The sequence below is a fragment of the Metallosphaera sedula DSM 5348 genome (assembly GCF_000016605.1).
GTDB lineage: Archaea > Thermoproteota > Thermoprotei_A > Sulfolobales > Sulfolobaceae > Metallosphaera > Metallosphaera sedula.
On sequence record NC_009440.1, the window covers coordinates 1,083,893 to 1,102,755 of the forward strand.

General features: G+C 42.4%; 7 protein-coding genes and 3 CRISPR repeat arrays (1 of these 10 cut by a window edge). All 7 genes read left to right on the top strand.

Annotated elements, in window-relative coordinates:
- A CRISPR array of direct repeats spans positions 1-8,004; the repeat unit is 24 nt; unit sequence CTTTCAACTCTATAGGAGATTAAC (it extends 1,651 nt beyond the left edge of the window).
- A gap of 410 nt (positions 8,005-8,414) precedes the next feature.
- Positions 8,415-9,233 carry a type I-A CRISPR-associated protein Cas4/Csa1 gene (gene cas4a / locus MSED_RS05810; protein ID WP_012021094.1) on the top strand — a complete coding sequence of 273 codons (819 nt, stop codon included), beginning with the start codon at positions 8,415-8,417 and terminating at the stop codon, positions 9,231-9,233.
- Positions 9,234-10,142 carry a CRISPR-associated endonuclease Cas1 gene (cas1, locus tag MSED_RS05815; protein ID WP_012021095.1) on the top strand — a complete coding sequence of 303 codons (909 nt, stop codon included), beginning with the start codon at positions 9,234-9,236 and terminating at the stop codon, positions 10,140-10,142.
- Entirely contained in the window at positions 10,142-10,501 is a 360-nt protein-coding gene (locus MSED_RS05820; protein ID WP_048060058.1) for a hypothetical protein, read from the top strand. Before cas1 ends, MSED_RS05820 begins: the two co-directional genes overlap by 1 nt.
- Before the next feature lie 4 nt (positions 10,502-10,505).
- Positions 10,506-10,766: a CRISPR-associated endonuclease Cas2 gene (cas2, locus tag MSED_RS05825; RefSeq protein WP_012021097.1), complete on the top strand. Its 261-nt coding sequence runs from the start codon at positions 10,506-10,508 to the stop codon at positions 10,764-10,766.
- Complete coding sequence (gene cas4 / locus MSED_RS05830) at positions 10,763-11,278, top strand: CRISPR-associated protein Cas4 (RefSeq protein ID WP_012021098.1); 516 nt, start codon at positions 10,763-10,765, stop codon at positions 11,276-11,278. The genes cas2 and cas4 overlap by 4 nt, the downstream gene beginning before the upstream one ends.
- A 514-nt stretch (positions 11,279-11,792) precedes the next feature.
- Positions 11,793-12,443, top strand: coding sequence for a CRISPR-associated CARF protein Csa3 (csa3, locus tag MSED_RS05835; RefSeq protein ID WP_012021099.1), 651 nt, complete (start codon positions 11,793-11,795; stop codon positions 12,441-12,443).
- A 977-nt stretch (positions 12,444-13,420) separates the two neighbouring features.
- Positions 13,421-16,098: direct repeats of the CRISPR family, unit length 24 nt; unit sequence CTTAATCTCCTATAGAGTTGAAAG.
- A 95-nt stretch (positions 16,099-16,193) separates the two neighbouring features.
- Positions 16,194-16,983: a CRISPR direct-repeat array (repeat unit 24 nt).
- Positions 16,984-17,391: 408 nt separating this feature from the next.
- A complete protein-coding gene (gene cas6, locus MSED_RS05845) occupies positions 17,392-18,246 on the top strand; it encodes a CRISPR system precrRNA processing endoribonuclease RAMP protein Cas6 (protein WP_012021100.1) in 855 nt (284 codons plus the stop codon).
- The last annotated feature ends 617 nt before the right edge of the window (positions 18,247-18,863 follow it).

The window sequence follows — 18,863 nt, forward strand, 5'->3', positions numbered from 1 at the left end:
AGGCCCTGGGATTACTTTCAACTCTATAGGAGATTAACATATTTTCGTCTTATGTAGTTTGTAATTGATCTTTTTTTCTTTCTTTCAACTCTATAGGAGATTAACTTAGGACCGTTGGGTTCACGAGTTACAACGAGATGGTGAAACTTTCAACTCTATAGGAGATTAACTTCATGCAGACTACGAAGTCGCTCTAATTTATCTTAATCTCTTTCAACTCTATAGGAGATTAACGTCATAAACCACTGATCACTAGTAGTATGTTCGAAACTATCTTTCAACTCTATAGGAGATTAACTGTTGTGTGAATCTGAACCCGAAGACGAGGACATGTACCCTTTCAACTCTATAGGAGATTAACCAAGTGTTGTTTGTGGGGATAACGAACTTGGGGAAGGAACTTTCAACTCTATAGGAGATTAACTATATGACAAGTTGAGAAGGAATATTCTTCAACGCGGGAACTTTCAATTCTATAGGAGATTAACAAGTTAGTGGGGGAAGCCCGTGTAGAGTTCAGATTAGGTACCTTTCAACTCTATAGGAGATTAACATCATCCCCCTCATCAAAACACTCATCAAGATACTCATCACTGTACTTTCAACTCTATAGGAGATTAACTCTCGACGCGGAGAGGATAGAGCGGTTGGTCGAGGACGACTTTCAACTCTATAGGAGATTAACCGAATTTTTCCCCCGTGAGCGGGGGGTTAGAAAGAGTTTGACCTTTCAACTCTATAGGAGATTAACCCCATAGTGGTCCCCTATGAGTTTGAGGATACAACTTCATTAACTTTCAACTCTATAGGAGATTAACCGGGGTCCAAAGGTTCCCTGAATGTAAATATATTATTACCTTTCAACTCTATAGGAGATTAACCATATGACGCTCTCAAGGTAGTCACTCAAGATATCTTAGCCTTTCAACTCTATAGGAGATTAACTTACGATCAGCCTTTTCGTTGCAGGTCTAATTCTCAGACTTTCAACTCTATAGGAGATTAACCCAACTGTCCAGCCTGCCCTGCTGGACTAGGGTTTTCGAACCTTTCAACTCTATAGGAGATTAACCTCGTTAAGATATGCATTGATCACTTACGCTTCCAAAAACTTTCAACTCTATAGGAGATTAACTCTTTTTTTGCGGTTATACAATTAAACGTTTCGTGAATCTTTCAACTCTATAGGAGATTAACACGTCCTTCTCCGTGATGTAGAGCGTACTGCCTGAAGTCCCTGTCTTTCAACTCTATAGGAGATTAACAAAGGACCATAATACATCACAACCTAGTCTGCTTGCAAACTGACTTTCAACTCTATAGGAGATTAACATAACCGGAACGAAACTAGAGGAATACTGTGAACCGGTAACTTTCAACTCTATAGGAGATTAACCAATGAGTGTTGGTCTCATCCTTGAGGGTCCTGATGGAGTCTTTCAACTCTATAGGAGATTAACCAATACGACTACGGGTTCGAATCTTGAAAAGTTCGGTGCTTTCAACTCTATAGGAGATTAACATGGTCAATTATGTCCTTAATATGATGGTAGAGATATTGACTTTCAACTCTATAGGAGATTAACTGGACATGTCTACATCAAAGAAGTCCAAGTACTTTGCCTCTTTCAACTCTATAGGAGATTAACTACCTGAAGTTCTCCCACTCTAGCAGGGAGCTGCTGTCCTACTCTTTCAACTCTATAGGAGATTAACGGCGTAAAAAATGCAATAGGAGGAGTAGGAAGCTTCTTTTCCTTTCAACTCTATAGGAGATTAACTTACTATTTCTTAAGGAACGACGTAAGAGAAAGTAGTAATCTTTCAACTCTATAGGAGATTAACGGAATAAAGGACAAGGGATTCTTCATCAGTTTGGGACTTTCAACTCTATAGGAGATTAACACAAGGAGTAGCTCTTACTGGTAATGAGGGTATAATAAGAAACTTTCAACTCTATAGGAGATTAACCGCTCTGGACCTCCTTCTTGACGTAGTCATTTCTCTTTAGTTCTTTCAACTCTATAGGAGATTAACAGACAAGTCCAGAGGGTTAGGGAGGAGAGGAGGTCCAGTCTTCTTTCAACTCTATAGGAGATTAACACTTTAGCTTTCATGACTTACACAACTTCATATCCACCTCTTTCAACTCTATAGGAGATTAACTGAATAAACCAACTCTCCTTCATAGTTTAAATTAATTACATCTTTCAACTCTATAGGAGATTAACAAGAGAATAAGGGTAGTATATAACCCTGCAATCACCTTAACTTTCAACTCTATAGGAGATTAACCAGCTTGTGGTATTCCTCCTAATATTACTGCATTGACCCCTTTCAACTCTATAGGAGATTAACTTTAAGATAATTGGAAAAGAACAATTAACTAAGAACATTACTTTCAACTCTATAGGAGATTAACATGGGGGTTCAAAGGGGGTGAAATACCCCTTCCGTCAAGGACTTTCAACTCTATAGGAGATTAACTGCATACAGTCTTTTGCAACACTTATTATTCTGTCATATTCTTTCAACTCTATAGGAGATTAACCTTCGCTATATCTACCATGAATAAGTCTTGAATGTAAACTTTCAACTCTATAGGAGATTAACTTATATTTAGTTAGAATTTTTCTCAAAAAATCATCTCGATCTCTTTCAACTCTATAGGAGATTAACCTAACCGTATTGAGTCCGTGGGTCGCACCGGCCCACAGTACTTTCAACTCTATAGGAGATTAACAGTCTGCTGGCTTTAATCTTCATGTAGTTGCCAGTAGGTTCCTTTCAACTCTATAGGAGATTAACTTTTGCTTTTCCTTTCTCAAATTTTCTTCTCCATGATTCACTTTCAACTCTATAGGAGATTAACCGGTCTGAGTCTCTGGCTGAGACTCTAACTTCTTCTTGAGACTTTCAACTCTATAGGAGATTAACATACCCTAGAGGAAGAAGTTGAGGAGGTCCTGGCTCAACTTGCTTTCAACTCTATAGGAGATTAACATGAAAACGACCGTGACGTCATTGCAATCATGAATCTCAACTTTCAACTCTATAGGAGATTAACACATGCTAGATTTTGATAAAAATTGAATGCAGAATTTAACCACTTTCAACTCTATAGGAGATTAACAACTGTTGCAGAATCGTACTGGAAAGCGGTCCCTGCATTCTTTCAACTCTATAGGAGATTAACAGCTTTACGGCAAAGAGAAAGAGTTTGATGAGTTCACTTTCAACTCTATAGGAGATTAACACGGACACGACCCAGGGGTGATGGTCGTCCCGCTCATGTCTTTCAACTCTATAGGAGATTAACTCAGAAGAGCCATCGAGAAGATGGTTAAGGAAGAGACTTTCAACTCTATAGGAGATTAACTCGATCTAATGAAATTGGCTAGGGAGTTCGGTCAGGGGTTCTTTCAACTCTATAGGAGATTAACGTAAAATAGATGAAATCCATGTCCGCTCCACATTACTAGAACTTTCAACTCTATAGGAGATTAACCCTCTCAACCTCATGAAAAAGGTGGATGGGAGGGTAGCTTTCAACTCTATAGGAGATTAACCTTCCCTGATGGTTACACCCCTTTGCACCTAGCGGTAGAACTCTTTCAACTCTATAGGAGATTAACACGGACCAATCTTTTGCCTTGCCTCCTTGTACTGCTCATCTAGCTTTCAACTCTATAGGAGATTAACCCTCAGTGGGACGTTGGCTTTTGATTGGAGAGGTATTCCTTTCAACTCTATAGGAGATTAACATTTAACATCTTAGGTGTTATCTTAAGATATTCTGGCTTCTTTCAACTCTATAGGAGATTAACTTCTAAGACGTGCTCCCTATGTGGGGAAATTCATGAGAGCTTTCAACTCTATAGGAGATTAACCACCTGAAAGGTTACGGCATTCAGGTAGGACGCAATCCTACTTTCAACTCTATAGGAGATTAACTTATCATGGCGAATATCAGACGTATTAGGTCACTCATCTCTTTCAACTCTATAGGAGATTAACCGCTCCATAATGATATAGTCATGATACAAGGATGGCGTTACTTTCAACTCTATAGGAGATTAACAAGCAGGAACTGCTTTACAAAATCAAATGGCTAATACATACTTTCAACTCTATAGGAGATTAACTTTTTCTCTTCTCTTTCTCATACGATAAAATACGTAAAGTCTTTCAACTCTATAGGAGATTAACTTGCTTCTGGAAAGCGGCGCAAGAGAAATTGAGGTTTTAACTTTCAACTCTATAGGAGATTAACTACAGATAAGGAAATTCAAAACCTACAGCCAACAGAGAAATCTTTCAACTCTATAGGAGATTAACTTGTCTTTTGATTTTCTACTCAACAATTTTGAGTAGAAAACTTTCAACTCTATAGGAGATTAACCGTACGAGGCTATCACATGCCTGGGCAAAGGCGTGTGTTCCTTTCAACTCTATAGGAGATTAACCTTGACGTGGAAGACAAGGCATTATTCACGAAATGGATCTTTCAACTCTATAGGAGATTAACGGAACAAAGTGCTACAGCCTTATTGCTAAGGCAAAACGAAGCCTTTCAACTCTATAGGAGATTAACCATCGGGCGCCGGGAATGGTTCTAAGCCGTAACGCTTAAACTTTCAACTCTATAGGAGATTAACATTCCCAGGGCATTATCTACAGAAAATGGCAGAAATATAACTTTCAACTCTATAGGAGATTAACCAAATCGCCCCCGTTTCGCCCGCCCGTTCTCTTTCCTTTTCACCCTTTCAACTCTATAGGAGATTAACATTGATATTAACGTTAAACCCCACGCCCCCAGTGAACTTCTTTCAACTCTATAGGAGATTAACAACGCAGAAAGATGCGTGAGAGAAGCAATGGCGTATCTAGTCTTTCAACTCTATAGGAGATTAACCCCCCGCTTAGTTTCTGCCACGCATACCTCTGTTCTGCCCTTTCAACTCTATAGGAGATTAACTCTGGAACCTTAGTACTTCCATGTTAACCACCTGTGTATCTTTCAACTCTATAGGAGATTAACTTCACTCTCCCAGTAGACGTTCAGACGTTCAAGATCGTTCTTTCAACTCTATAGGAGATTAACATATGGGATGTTCCTATTTAATAAACAAGGAAAAAAGAAGGCTTTCAACTCTATAGGAGATTAACTCTCACTTATGACTAAAGGTTCTTTGTTCTCAACTTCTTTCTTTCAACTCTATAGGAGATTAACAGCCACAACCGACGACGGAAACTTACTATTTTGTGTACTTTCAACTCTATAGGAGATTAACGCACCCCACCAAGTCATGGTAGTGGTAGCACTAACAGTAGCTTTCAACTCTATAGGAGATTAACAAGCTAGTTACATGAATCGTCACATTAAATGTGTTACTTGACTTTCAACTCTATAGGAGATTAACCAGTCCGTAATTACCCTATTGCTAACTAATTTCATAGGAATAGCTTTCAACTCTATAGGAGATTAACAGTTAGGTTTTCTACTATCATTATCATTATTGAATCAGCGCTTTCAACTCTATAGGAGATTAACTAGTATGGTGCGCCCAGCCTCCGTGCTGACGACATCATACTTTCAACTCTATAGGAGATTAACACTGTCTCTATCGGTATCCAAAAATGTAAAAAATTCTCATTCTTTCAACTCTATAGGAGATTAACACCAATTGACGGCCACGGATGGAACTCCGACAGTGACTTTCAACTCTATAGGAGATTAACATTGCCAGCATACGCTAGATCAAAGCTAAAAGATGAGTACTTTCAACTCTATAGGAGATTAACTGAATCCTAAAGCGTCAAGAATTACCTTCCATTCGTCATCTTTCAACTCTATAGGAGATTAACATCAAGCGATTGCATTTGTTCTCAAGCAGAGGTTACAGGACTTTCAACTCTATAGGAGATTAACATGAGAAGTAAAGAAGAATTGAATGAAGCGTTGGAGCAAACTTTCAACTCTATAGGAGATTAACATGGGAATACGTTTACCAATTACTGATGCTGATGGGAAGGCCAACCTTTCAACTCTATAGGAGATTAACAGATTGGGAAAGGTGGTTCAAAGGTACAGACAATAACATCTTTCAACTCTATAGGAGATTAACATCATAACTGACGTTGACACCTGCCATAGTTGTTCTGATGGCTTTCAACTCTATAGGAGATTAACGCAAATGCCTTCAAAAACTACTTCAAGCGCTAATGTTAGGGCTTTCAACTCTATAGGAGATTAACGAGAGAGAAAGATTTATATACTTGACATGACATATGTATAAACTTTCAACTCTATAGGAGATTAACCTATTAACATCATAAACAATTTCGCCACACTAACAGGACTTTCAACTCTATAGGAGATTAACACGCAATGGATTATCTGGAAGAGATGCTGGGCAATAAGCTTTCAACTCTATAGGAGATTAACCACGATAAATTATTGGATGAAAACATCTTTTAACTTGTCGCCTTTCAACTCTATAGGAGATTAACTGAAAATATTTCAGCGTTATACTTTTGCTTAATGTACTCTTTCTTTCAACTCTATAGGAGATTAACAGGCGGAAGCTAAGTATTTGTTAGAAATAGAGAAATATACACTTTCAACTCTATAGGAGATTAACTGTTGATCGGAGACATTATTTAGGTCTTTAATCCCAAATCCTTTCAACTCTATAGGAGATTAACCGATTTACTGGGACTGTGATACCCAACAGCATAGACATCAGTTCTTTCAACTCTATAGGAGATTAACTAGGATTTTTTTTCCTAGATGATAGATTAATTGGAAATTCCTCTTTCAACTCTATAGGAGATTAACGAAGTGTTCGCGCCTCTGCTAGAACAATACGGAATGAAAGTGCCCTTTCAACTCTATAGGAGATTAACACACGTGGTGATTGATCCATTCCAACTAAGGCAAATCATTCCTTTCAACTCTATAGGAGATTAACAAGTTATTCGGCGCTTTGCGCCTTCTTTTTTTGCTTAAACACTTTCAACTCTATAGGAGATTAACAAATAATTAGTTAGTAGGAGGATAGTTTTGAAAACTTTTTAGAAGCTTTCAACTCTATAGGAGATTAACGTTTGTTTTAGCGCAATATTTAGATCAACAGAAGAAGAAGACTTTCAACTCTATAGGAGATTAACACCCAAAAACGTAGTGGGGAAAATATAATCTTCATTATTTCTTTCAACTCTATAGGAGATTAACTAGCCCCAGTCGGTTTAGGCGGAAAATTCAACATTAAATTCTTTCAACTCTATAGGAGATTAACTGACGGTTTGACAGAGGTCTATGTGTTCACATACAGTAACTTTCAACTCTATAGGAGATTAACTGAGAAGAGAGAACTATATTTTAGTGAAAAAAATGTCAGCCTTTCAACTCTATAGGAGATTAACACTATCCATCTTCCACAATTTATATTATCCATATTTTCATTACTTTCAACTCTATAGGAGATTAACAGAATTTATAAGCCAAATTCTTGATAGTTTCTAACAAACGCTTTCAACTCTATAGGAGATTAACAATATTTGTAAATTTCATCAAACATTTTCCTAACTTTATCCTTTCAACTCTATAGGAGATTAACAAAGAAGAGAATACAAGCTGTATTTTGTGAGGTTTAGCACTTTCAACTCTATAGGAGATTAACATTTGGCAAAATCCTAGCCAGAAGATAGGGGGCGACAACCTTTCAACTCTATAGGAGATTAACCAGTGAAAAAGAAATTACTTAATGTAGTCGAAAAGTGCTTTCAACTCTATAGGAGATTAACATATGATGGAGAAACTCAAGTATATATTTTCACTTCAGATAACTTTCAACTCTATAGGAGATTAACAATCCAGAACACTACGCTTTACCAATACATGAAAAGTATCTTTCAACTCTATAGGAGATTAACTATAGAAAGCTGTTGGACGAAGCGGTCTCTCCTGAAGAGCTTTCAACTCTATAGGAGATTAACTGATACCTTTTATATTACTTCTATTCATTATCTATCTTCTTCCTTTATATAATCTTTTCTGTCTCATTGTCTTACAATTTTTATCAGATCTCGTCAGATCCCTACAACTCCCGGGACACTAACGTATTCTCTATAAATGTAATGAGATACCTTTAACGACGTACCTGGTCACGATAGTAGGACAGCCTAACTCAAGGACTATAGTAGGGAATCAATATTTTACTCCCATCAAACTAAAATTGTATCATTTCACGCCCTAAACTTCACGATCAACTCCCCTCTGTCCCGGTCTTCCTAGGGATCAGCCCATCCCACACACCGTCCACCCCCACTCCAATCCCGCCACTGCACGGGAAGTCTCTCAACCCCCACGTTTGAATGAATTTTAGATTCCCAACCAACATAAACCCATGAGGTCGCAGATTACGAGACAACTCAGGCTCCTCCACTCGTATAGGGCCTCGGACCCGATTGAGGAGGAGCTCAGGGGTTGGAGTTATCATCACCCTCCCATTAAGCCTAGGCGCTACCTCTCACTCTCGATGGGAGACGTTGCCTACAGGTACTGTGAGACCAAGAGGGATGTTTACCTTCGCAGGAATGGGGTTCAAGGAGAGGCAAATCAGGCCTTGAATCACGGACTTTCAGTCCACAGAATATTCTCGACGATCTCTAGGGAAGTCTCTAGACTTACCCTCTCCGGTCTACCTCCCTGGGACGTGGTCTCCATCCTCATGTCGAGGTGCTCCAAGCTATCAAGGGAGTGCCAGGATAGGTCAGGTTGTGAGCAGGCGTGCAAGTCCTTCTCCCTTGACCTCATCTCAGACTACTTCGACTCAACTTCCTTCATCCCAACGATCTCGGAGTTCAGGGTAGACGGGACTCCCCTAGGTTTATCCCCACGCCTCTCCGTGGACGCCATAACCCAATTCTCGATGGTGGTTGAGATAAAGACCGGAACCCCTCAGGACTTTCACAAGCTAGCACTAGCGGGATACGCCCTTGCCCTGGAGAGCTCCCTCGAGTTACCCCTGGACTTCGGAACCCTCATCTACGTGAGGGGTGGGGAGTTAAGGTATGAGTCGCACTACGTCTCGCCTGATCTCAGAAAGGAGTTCCTGGACTCAAGGGATGAGGTGATCAGCATGCTGTCTGAGGATCGCGACCCAGGTTTACCCACGGTGTGCTATCCAAGTTGTCCCTTCCTTTCCCACTGCAGGGGTGGTTAAATGAACTCACTCGTCATCTCGGATTACGGGAGTTACGTTACCGTGAAGAGGGGAATGTTCCTAGTCTCGCGAAAGGTTAACGACAAGGAGGAGAGGAGGGAGGTATCCCCGAGCGAAGTTGATGAGATTCTGTTCTGCTCCACGTCTTTGGTCTCAACCCACGTGTTAAGGGTGGCCTTGTCAAGGGGAATAACGGTTGCCTTCCTGGACTCAAGGGGGCAGATCTGGGGCCTCCTCCTCCCCTCAGTGGTTACGGAGACCGTGAGGACAAAGAAGGCCCAGTATGAGGCAGTTGCCTCTGGACTGGATTACGGGAAGGAGATCATAAGGGCGAAGATAAACAACCAGGTGGTCCATCTCAAGTATTGGGCAAGGAGAGGGGTAAAGACGGATTACCGTGAGCTTGAGGGAAAGGATGAGGCCACTGCTGCAAGGATTTACTGGCAGAACCTGTCTCAGGTTGTCCCTGGCTTTCGCGGAAGGGACGTTGAGGGAGGGGATGGATTCAACTCAGCGTTGAACTACTCCTACGCTATCCTGTACTCTCGGGTAATGAGGGCCCTAGTCCTAGCGGGTCTCGATCCCTACCTGGGATTTGTACACAAGGACAGGCCAGGTAATGAGAGTTTGGTCTACGACTTCTCGGAGATGTTTAAGCCCTACGTGGACCTGGTACTGGCTAAGGCTTTCAAGGATGGTCTAGAGGTGAAGTTGAAGGGAGGCCTCATGGACAAGGAAAGCAGGGGAGCAGTTGCTAAACTCGTGGTAAAGGGCCTAGAGGAGAAGGTTAAGGAGGAACTTGACCACAACCCCAAGAGCTTGAACCAGGCGATACGGGCTCACGCCTTGAAGTTTGCTTCTGCGTTGAGGGAAAAGAGGGAGTATAGGGGGTTCAGGATGGTGGTTTGATGATCTATCGAGTTGTTCCCAAGGTCAGGGAGAGAACGTGGGTAGTTAGATACTATGAGCATCGCTGGGAACTCAATCCTGCCGAGATTCAGGAAATGAGGGATTGGTGGTCCGATACAGGGACTCTCAATCTAACGTGGTACGAAACGTCACCTCGCGGAAGTTACGCCTCTGCAAGGGGGAGAGGTGAGGAAGGAGAGTCCTGGGGCCCTGAATCTAGGAACAGTAACCTGGAGAGTCTATGCGGAGATGAGACTAGGGAGGCCTCCGCACTCATGACACTCACTCCTCTAACCCTCTCCAGTCTCGTGACAACCCACGTCCTCGACACCGCAGAACTGAAGTGGAACACGGGGTGAAAGCATGAGAGTCCTAGTCGTCTACGACGTCTCTGACAACGGGAAGAGGACAAGACTGGCCAACGAACTCAAGAGATATGGCCTGAGCAGGATACAGAGGAGTGCCTTTCAGGGCAACCTCGACTCCCAGAGGATGAAGAACATGGTAAGGTCAATTGCCCACCTGATTGATCCGAGCACCGACATAATCCACGTGATCCCCATGGGACTAAGGGATTGGGAGGAGAGGATAGTCATAGGGAAGGAAGGGGGTGAGATCGCTTGAACGTTACAGACGTGAAGGACTACGTTCTTTGCCCCGCAATTCCGTGGATTAGGAGGAAACTTGGGTGGAGAGAACCTGACACCGAGGGCATGAAACTAGCTAGGTCATTCAAGGTAAACGTCGAGAGATGGATCAAGGATCCTGTGTGGGAGGTCTGGTTAAGGGATAGGGACACCCATCTCTCTGGAGTGGTCGACGTGCTGGGGTCAGGCGCAGTAGGGGAGATAAAGGCCTACTTCAGGAGGACGGCATATCACTTCAGGATTCAACTACTGGCGTACTCCTACCTCGCGGACAGAAACGGGTTTAGGGTGAGGAACGCCCTCCTGTTCATGGGAGACTCGGTTAGATATAATCTCGAGGTTAGGAGGGAGCACCTGGACCACGTGGAGAAGGTGGTCAAGAGGGTAGCGGACGTCTTGGAGGACGACTCGCCACCTACGGTTAATCCTGGGGAGATGCTGTGTAAGGCCTGTCAATACAGGAGAGTCTGCCCCGTCTCGGTAGTGTAGTCAAGGAATCGTGAGAAGCCTGAGCTCACGGTTGCGTGTCTCCCCTCTCTCTCTCGGTAGTGGGAGTCCTAACCAAGTAAGGGTCTCTGGTATCTTGTTAATGCTCTCGAGTCCCTCCATTGGAATCCTGAAGCCTAAAGAATGGTCAACACCCCTGATATGGTCCGAGCAAGTCCATTTACTGGAAACCTGAACACCGAGTGATGGTATCAGCGCCCCGCTCAAGTAGGGAAGAAAGTCTAGGCTTCACATGTGCTCCTTAGATTGCCCTCCTCACGAGAATGAGTCGATTCTCACAACTATGGGTTGATGGGTCACAAACCTCTGAAAATCTCTTGAGTTGGTAATATTCAAGAGCCAAGAAAAGTCAAGCGTGAAAACAAGTTGTTTCAAGCTCTTCTGCATAACTCGACCAACTGCTTAACGGCCAGTTTCACTGTCCTCTATCACCGGTGGTTATGTAGCCTGTCAACATATCACCAGGAGATTTAAACTTTCATTATAAATTATCCATATGAGATCTTACTTCGTCACGCTTGGTTTCAATGAGACTTTTCTGTTAAGACTGCTTTCTGAAACTTCAGCCAGAAAGGATGACTCCCTCACGATCATCGTTCCTTCACCTATCTCCTCTGGGACAGAGGCAGCCCTAGACAACTTGAAAGTTCAAGCTGAGAGGCTCTACGGGTTAACCCCGCGCGTGGTTGAGATAAGCCTAGAGGGTTCCTTCGTGGAGCTCCTAGGCAGGGTACTCGATCAGGTTCTTGTTCTGGCCCAACCCATAATCACGGATCTCACCCTGGGGATGAGGATGTTAGACTCGCTCATCTTGACTGCGCTCATTGTGACGGGGAAGGAGTTTCAGGCCTATGTGAGGGATGAGAGCGGAGGGGGCAAGGTCATAAGCTTTGGTAAAAGCGAGATCAACGCGTTGATGAGACAGTACTCGGTCGAGGAAATGAGGCTTTTGGACGCCTTGAGGAGGACTGGGGACATTAGGGAACTTGCGAGCACCCTTGGGAAGTCCGAGAAGACGTTGCAGAACAAGGTGTCAGAGCTGAAGAGGTTCGGGATCGTGACGATGGTAGGAAGGGATAGGAAAGTGAGGTTGACCCCGCTTGGGGAGTGCGTAATGAAACTGGTGGAGGGAAGGACTAGATCTTAGTTTAGCTCGTGGGGTTACGTCTTGATGTTAGGGGTTCATTTTCGTGTTTAAGGAGAAAGCCTCTTTTCATCTCCTTGACGGTCCACGTTGGTCAGGACTTGTATCTCCTCTAGTCCAGGGCTATTCTGGTCATACGTTTGAACGCTGGCTTGAAAGGTTAAGAGAGAATGGGGGAGAAGGATTACTACGGCTAGTGCGTGGAAGACTTGAAAGGTTAAAAACAGGTCATAAATGGTCCTCAACCAGGGTGCCTGAGAGATGAAGTTAAGTCGCTTATCAACATTTATTTGCTTGACTCGGTTAAATACACAAGAATCTTTACGTTTTAAAAGACTACTACCAACTTAAACTATGAATATTGTTTTTGGTAAGGCATTAGACGGTAGCCATGGGATAGGGCGTATTTCCGTCTCGAGATTGTTTACCATGATGCTCAGTATATAATCAATACTGACCTTTATAGACCGTTTGATGTCATTTCACAATGTTTGGACTGATGAAAGGGTGATATCACCTCCGCACGAAGGGCATGAGTGGTCCCTAGTCCTTAGTACCAGATTCCTCTAAAACTAGTTTAAGTCAGGACATAAACCTCCGTGACTCCTTATGGTAGACCCACATTCGTTAGCTTATCCTCACCCTTTGCATCTTGCGCCCATCTCGCGTCTGAAAATAAGTCTTATATGATCGACCTTAGTATCCTGTGAACCTGGCATGAGCAGATCCATGTATTAATTGTGTCATTAAAAATTTATCTGAAAGTCTCTTCCCGGGAGCCGTCATGAAATGACGCTGACGTTAAGATGATATTGGCAACGATGTGGATCATTGTTCATTATCTAGATCAAGAATACGTTAAGTTCCCAGTTGTTGAAGGGATTTCATGACTTGGGATAAAAATTGATGATCGTAAGAAGAGAAAAGTATATAAGTTGGGGAGAAAATGGTAGATGTGTTGAAGAACACAAAAAGTTTCACTTAATCTCCTATAGAGTTGAAAGAAGGCGAAATGCAGAAGATGTAGTAGCAAAGACAGCTGTGACTTAATCTCCTATAGAGTTGAAAGCAACTCTCATGATTATAATCCCTCCATTTTAAAATGTATTCTTAATCTCCTATAGAGTTGAAAGAAGTTTACTTCAGTTAATGAGCAAGTCAGCGCAGTGCTAACTTAATCTCCTATAGAGTTGAAAGTTATATTTACGGGTAAGACGGCGTTAACGAAGCGTTAGGCTTAATCTCCTATAGAGTTGAAAGAGTTTAAACGTTACAACTCTCGTTTCCAAACACCTCGTTTGTCTTAATCTCCTATAGAGTTGAAAGAAAACGAGACCTTTGGCTAAATAAACCGCACCATAGATATCTTAATCTCCTATAGAGTTGAAAGCTATGAAATTGTCGCATTCGTATGCAAAATATTTCTGGATCTCTTAATCTCCTATAGAGTTGAAAGTACATATCCTTCAATTGTGATCTAGCGTATGCTGGTAGTCTTAATCTCCTATAGAGTTGAAAGATTTGGATTTTGATAATTTTCTTTTCTTTGTCATAATAATCTTAATCTCCTATAGAGTTGAAAGTATAGTTAAGTCATTTTTTCTTCTTGTGGTGGTATTACCTATCTTAATCTCCTATAGAGTTGAAAGTACCAATTTCTGCTAATAACGTGAACGTACTCTCGCTGAGCTTAATCTCCTATAGAGTTGAAAGTAACTTATCCCCTACATGATTGCGAAAAAACAACAATCTTAATCTCCTATAGAGTTGAAAGTGTTTTTAAGGACCTGGAGGCAGTCCGCCATTTACCCCACCTTAATCTCCTATAGAGTTGAAAGTGAGAACAGCTGTCTTCACTGCTGACCATCGAGCGACCTCTTAATCTCCTATAGAGTTGAAAGTTTTCTTTCTCATACATTACTCTTATTAGTTTACTAACAACTTAATCTCCTATAGAGTTGAAAGCTTCTTGTTCTTCTCTCTGCTTTACGCCTTCTTGTTCTTCCCTTAATCTCCTATAGAGTTGAAAGTCTGTACGTGGGTCAATAAATGTCACAATCGCGTACTTCTTCTTAATCTCCTATAGAGTTGAAAGATAATAATCAACGAGGCAAACTCCATGTTCTACAAACCACTTAATCTCCTATAGAGTTGAAAGACTAGGCAAACGATACTGAGACACAGCGGGACTGCAGCTTAATCTCCTATAGAGTTGAAAGTTGGAAACACTCCGTATCAATCCTTTAGACTGCAACTCCTCACTTAATCTCCTATAGAGTTGAAAGAACATTAGTGTAAAGCCTGCAGCGTTTGCTGGAAGCACGGCTTAATCTCCTATAGAGTTGAAAGTCTCGTCCTTAAATTTCAAAACTTCCATGTAGCTCGCCCCCTCTCTTAATCTCCTATAGAGTTGAAAGCTTATGTACACACCACCTGAGCTAAGGAGTGTCTTAATCTCTTAATCTCCTATAGAGTTGAAAGAAATGGGACGATGAGGGTGTTCAACAGATACAACACCACAGCTTAATCTCCTATAGAGTTGAAAGATTATATATAATATATGAATAATAGCCCCCGTGCTTCGCGCCTTCTTAATCTCCTATAGAGTTGAAAGTCTTTTGCACTATCCATTCCGACCACATCTCTCGGCTTCGATACCTTAATCTCCTATAGAGTTGAAAGTTGACGACGTGCTTACTCTTCTTTCCAGTTCTTGTTACTTCTTAATCTCCTATAGAGTTGAAAGTTATCGATAAAATCGTAAACGATTTGTTGCCTTATTACGTGAACTTAATCTCCTATAGAGTTGAAAGACACCTCTACTAACTTTACCAAAGCCTATCATAGTCCCAACGCTTAATCTCCTATAGAGTTGAAAGCCTTTATTCTTGCTATTAGATCGAATAAATCGCTCGCGCTTAATCTCCTATAGAGTTGAAAGTAAGTGGACACTATTGATCACCTCAGGGCTAGATATATGCCTCTTAATCTCCTATAGAGTTGAAAGTCATTGAAATACTCAGCAACTGTATCCCTTAACTCTTCCTTATTACTTAATCTCCTATAGAGTTGAAAGAGTATACCTGGGAGTGCTGATGTAGATGCGTCACCGACCACGTTCTTAATCTCCTATAGAGTTGAAAGACTACGGGTCTCAAGGTAGTCGGTGTTCTTCTAGTAGCTGCTTAATCTCCTATAGAGTTGAAAGATCGTACTTTGCGCTGTACCTTATGAACAGTGGAATGTCCCCTTAATCTCCTATAGAGTTGAAAGGTAAAGGGGTTGTGTTTTACGTTTTGAGTGGTGTTTACGACCTTAATCTCCTATAGAGTTGAAAGCTAAACATATATGAGTTCATTTTTTCCGACTTTCCTAGACTTAATCTCCTATAGAGTTGAAAGTAAAGTGATAGAATAAAAGCTATTATTCCAACTATTTCTCTTAATCTCCTATGGAGTTGAAAGCCTTGGCAACTCGGACCCCCTCAAGCGTACGGAAGAGATTCTTAATCTCCTATGGAGTTGAAAGAAACTCTCGATCAAGACATTTATTGTCTCTTCATCTATCTCTTAATCTCCTATGGAGTTGAAAGTCTAAGGAGGATAAAGAGGAAGATTGGGCATTTTGTTCTGTCTTAATCTCCTATGGAGTTGAAAGTTAGTGTTTACGTATGCTCTTTGTTGAGCTAGTTGTTGATCTTAATCTCCTATGGAGTTTTCACGAGGATGATTATAAGCTCAGGGAGAAGATTGTCTTAATCTCCTATGGAGTTGAAAGACGTAACCTGTAGATGTGTAACCAGGCTCAGACGAGAACTTAATCTCCTATGGAGTTGAAAGGAACATCCGCCTTATCGTTATCTTTCTTCTTGAACAGGAACCTTAATCTCCTATGGAGTTGAAAGTCAATTTATCATACCTACCTAGTCTTACTAAAGTACAGTCTTAATCTCCTATGGAGTTGAAAGGTTGGACTACCTGAAGTAATCGAGCTCAGTGGAGGCACTTAATCTCCTATGGAGTTGAAAGGTTTTCACGTGATACTTTATGATGTCGTTGCATCTATCGACTTAATCTCCTATGGAGTTGAAAGAGGACATAAGGCCTTGGCCATGGTCTCAATATCCCATTCTTCTTAATCTCCTATGGAGTTGAAAGGCACTGACGTTTACTATCTGCAGCCCACTTGGTGACTGCTTAATCTCCTATGGAGTTGAAATACACTGCCTTGATGAGCGGGATGCTTCCAATTCTCCCTCTCTTAATCTCCTATGGAGTTGAAAGAGGATTCTTCTAAATGCTGTGACAAATGTTAGAATTAGATACTTAATCTCCTATGGAGTTGAAAGCAACGAAGAAAGAGTCGAGAAACTAAGCAGAGTCGAGCACTCTTAATCTCCTATGGAGTTGAAAGTATTCGTCGTACGATTCCACTTCAACAGAGTTCACAATAACTTAATCTCCTATGGAGTTGAAAGAGTTGCTCTAGCAGGAGAAGATCCTGCTCTTCGATTTTGAATGTTAATCTCCTATGGAGTTGAAAGATTACACTAAATACTACGTAATATGAATAGGTACTGTGAGACGAGAGTGGACTTTTACCTTTGCGGACGGTGTTAAATTTCAGAATCAGTATCCTCTACTACGAAACAAGCCCGAAAAATTACCCACCATCTTGAGGCCCCGTTCATTACATTGATTCTTGGATCTCGTGAGATAACAACTCGTTAAGTTTCCTAGGTCACGATTCACTCAAACAAGAAAACACGTTCATTATTTCCACTTCCGGTATCAAGAGGACATCTTGAAATTGAAGTGACCTAACTCTCCTAAACATGAGGAAAGACCAGGGAACGCAGAGGTTTCCACATCACGGGATCTGGTTATCCTCTCGATATCTTACCCGTCCTCACCCCCTCTCGCCTTAAATACCTCTGAAAGTACTTTACCCCATGGAAATCGTAAAGGCCAGCCTTACCTTGATTCCCACAAGGGACGTGATCCTACCGCCGGTGACCTCGAAAGTCCTGAAGTACCTTATCATGTCGGGAGAGCTTTTCCCCTTCTTGAGGGACCTGGTTAGTTCAAGGGACAAACATAAACCACTCTTTATCTCGAACCTTGGCGTAAACGGGAGGAGGCTAGTCTTGATGAAACCGGTCCACGTGTCTAGGGGTACCGCCCTGGACGCCTTCATCTCCTATCCTCTAAGGCCTGACGCGATAACCCCAGTTAACGGAGTGTTCAACACGCCGTACGGCGAGTTCCAGGTCACGCTTAACTCCTTCATGGTCCTGGACGAGTTTCAGCCTCCCCAGGGCAACGTGGTCAGGGTAAACTTCGTATCGCCAGTTCTCCTCTCGTCGATGATAGGTCTTCCACCCTCTCTTAACCCTAGGTTCAGAGGGAGGGGTTCCAACTTCACGATTCCGTCTCCTGGCCTAATCATAGCGTCGGCCTATAAGACGCATCAGGGGCTCACGCGGAGGTTTGACGACGTGAAGTCCTTTAAACTTGCGGTCCTGGTGAATGCCCTCTCAAAGGTGATAAACTTCAGGATGAGGCCTGTCACCGTCTCCCTAGGCGAGCGAGGCGACAAGGTGAGGAAGACCAGGGGAGTCAAGGGATGGATTGAGTTTGAGCTACCACCCGAGTTCAGAGGGACCATGAAGTACCTGATGGTTGGGTCCTATCTAGGAATTGGGAGGAGCAGAGGGATAGGCCTAGGGGAGATCTCTCTTGAGGTGAAGGACCTAGGGGCCTCCTCAAAAGCTGACCTGAGTGGTGAGCAGGAGCCCAGGTCTTAGGAGGTGCTTGATGCGTTGAGGCCTCCCGCGACAGAGTTGGGATAAGACCACGTCACCGGTGGACCTACCTTCGCCACGAGGTATAGCGTGGCTCGCTCACCACCTTTTCATAACGTCATATGAATGTGGGGAGTGTGAGGAGGTCCTGGACAAGGAGACGGCTTGTAGGAACTGTCTACTGCTCCCCGCACCTTGACGAGACGACTCAGACCTTGGGAGGCGCTTCCCAGAGGGTGTTGTCATTAACTTCACCAGGTGTACTGCCTCATACAACGTTAGTGGCTTAAGAAATCCAGACTCAGGTTGGCTTGATTATGACACGCTAAGCACAACTTAATGCTAGATAACTGACCTTTACTCGAGTCCCGGAGTTCACCTAGTAGTGATAGTGACGCTGAGATGAAAATGTTCGCTAGTCCTAAGGCGTCGCGGACTTTAGCCCCACAGGGTAAGATAGGCTAAGCCTGTTCATGGGTTATTATTTAGACCGTGAAACCTGAATGGTCCTCCCTAAGGTGGAGAAAACGCCTCTCTAGGATCTTCGGCTTTAGAGGGACATAGGGTCTTCACATCTCCTGCATGACTCTCCTGGCTCTCATCACTTTCAATTATTTACT